This window comes from Streptomyces sp. SID14436, from assembly GCF_010548465.1.
Taxonomy (GTDB): domain Bacteria; phylum Actinomycetota; class Actinomycetes; order Streptomycetales; family Streptomycetaceae; genus Streptomyces.
In genome coordinates this window covers 1-1,325 of sequence record NZ_JAAGMD010000902.1, presented here as the reverse complement: position 1 = coordinate 1,325, position 1,325 = coordinate 1, and the positions used below count along the sequence as shown (strand labels likewise).

Annotated in this window: 1 protein-coding gene and 1 pseudogene; both read right to left on the bottom strand. The window is 73.4% G+C overall.

All coding sequences use genetic code 11. From position 1 onward, the window contains the following. A pseudogene (locus tag G3I53_RS34310) lies at window positions 1-174 on the bottom strand (sigma-70 family RNA polymerase sigma factor); the annotation flags it as partial. Window positions 175-249: 75 nt separating this feature from the next. Continuing rightward, on the bottom strand, window positions 250-1,325 hold a 1,076-nt coding region (locus G3I53_RS33065; RefSeq protein ID WP_164439064.1), incomplete at its 5' end, for a glycerophosphodiester phosphodiesterase.

Genomic DNA, 1,325 nt, shown 5'->3' with positions numbered 1-1,325 from the left:
CCGGCGGAGCCAGCCGCCGGGGTCGGGCGGCGGGCCGTCGGTGTCGAGGCGTTCCAGCAGCCGCAGCCAGACGGCCTGTTCCAGATCGGCCGGTTCGCCGCCGGAGGCGTGCGCCTCGGCGGACGCCTCCGCGGCGAGCAGCGGACGCAGGGAGGTGACGAGGTCGTGCGTCATGTCACCGACGACGCGGCCGTCCCGGGCGGGGTTGCCCGCGACGGCCGCACCTCACCCCGACGGGGAGGACACCGGTCAGCGGTTGACGAAGTCCTCCCGGGCGAGGATCCCGGTGTCCGGCTGGTCGGTGAAGACACCGTCGATGCCGGTGGCGAAGTAGGCGCGGTAGGCGCCGAAGACGTCTCCGTAGGCGTCCGGCTCGGAGCCCTTGCGGAAGTCGGCGGGCAGGAAGGGGTTCTCGTTGCGCAGGGTGTAGGGGTGCAGGACGAGGCCCGCCCGGTGGGCGTCCCGGACCAGGGTGGTGGGCTCGGTGAGCCGGCCCGCCGAGTCGCGCGGGATGACGAGGTCGAGGGTGGGGCCGATGCCCTGGGCGTAGGAGGCGATCTCCTTCAGGCCCCGGCGGGTGATCAGGTCGGCGACGGTGCGCGGGTCGCCGGACTCGACGAAGTCCCAGGGGCGGGTGCCGGCGTCGGACAGGAGCACCACGAGCGGGTTGTCCACCAGTCCGTCCAGGCGCTGGATGCTGGTCGGTTCGAAGGACTGGAGGACGACCGGGGAGTTCCTGCGGTCCTTGCGGTGCCTGCGCAGCAGCCGGGCGACCCGTTCCTCCAGGCCGAGGCCGAGCGCGCGGAAGTAGGTGGGGTGCTTGATCTCGGGGTAGATCCACACCTGCTTGCCCCGCCTGCGGGTCTGCTCGTCCTGCCAGCGCAGCACCTCCTCGAAGGTGGGGATCTCCCAGCGGCCGTTGTACAGGGTGTTGTGCGGACGGTTGTCCGGGATGCGTTCGACGGCGCGCAGCCGCTTCAGCTCGGCGAGCGTGAAGTCCTCGGTGAACCAGCCGGTGACGGACACGCCGTCCAGGGTCTTGGTGGTGCGCCGGCCGGCGAACTCGGGGTGGTCGGCGACGTCCGTCGTGCCGCCGATCTCCGGTTCGTGGCGGCAGACCAGATGGCCGTCCCGGGTGGGGACCAGGTCGCCGGCCTCGACGATGTCGGCGCCCAGGTCGAGGGCGAGCTGGTAGGCGCCGAGGGTGTGTTCGGGCCGGTAGCCGCTGGCGCCCCGGTGCCCGATGACGGTCGGCACGGGCAGGTCCTTCAGCCCTCTGCCGCGTCCGCCGGGGCGCGCCCCGCCGGCCGCCGCCGCGGTGCCGC